We start from the raw sequence: 688 nt of genomic DNA, 5'->3' as shown, positions 1-688 counted from the left end.
CAGCAAATAGATATGCTTTTTGAGAAAAAAAGGAGGACTTTTCATTATTATTTAGCAACGGAAAGATTTTGTTTAGCGCTTTCGGTCCTTCTTTACCCCACATAGATAGTGAATCGAACGCGCTATTTTTTTTTCTAGTATAATTTTGAAAATGCACATTCAAATGTCCCTCAAAAGTAAGTAAATATACCCGAAACATATAAAATGCAGTTAATCCTGCTGTGGAATAAGCTATTATTGCATAAATGGGTGAATATAACCAACTATCATTAAGAATTTCATCTTTGGACCAAAAACAAGCAAGAGGAGGAATACCACAAAGAGAAAGTGTACCTAATAAAAATGCTGTTTTTGTACTTGGCACGTATTTTTTTAAACCGCCCATAAGAGCCATATTCTGACTTTTATCTGGAGAATACCCAACAACAGTTTCCATTGAATGAATAATGGAGCCGGATCCTAAAAATAATAATGCTTTTGAATACGCATGAGTGATCAAATGAAATAAAGCAGCTCGATAAGAACCTATACCTAAAGCTAACATAGTATAACCCAATTGAGACATTGTAGAATAAGCTAAACTTCTCTTAATGTCTCTTTGAGCAAGAGCCAAAGTTGCCCCCAAAAGTACTGTTATTATACCTATGAAAGAGATTAGACTCATTATGTAAGGTATAACTGTGAAAAG

1 protein-coding gene is annotated in these 688 nt (G+C 33.6%); it reads right to left on the bottom strand.

The features are described from left to right. Positions 1–688, bottom strand: a 688-nt coding sequence (locus tag QQK25_RS25015; RefSeq protein ID WP_284190115.1) for a proton-conducting transporter transmembrane domain-containing protein, incomplete at both ends; no start/stop codon positions are given.

The sequence above is a fragment of the Zoogloea oryzae genome (genome assembly GCF_030161255.1).
GTDB classification, from domain to species: domain Bacteria; phylum Pseudomonadota; class Gammaproteobacteria; order Burkholderiales; family Rhodocyclaceae; genus Zoogloea; species Zoogloea oryzae.
The sequence above is the reverse complement of the archived record's forward strand: the minus strand, read 5'-3'. Positions and strand labels throughout refer to the sequence as shown.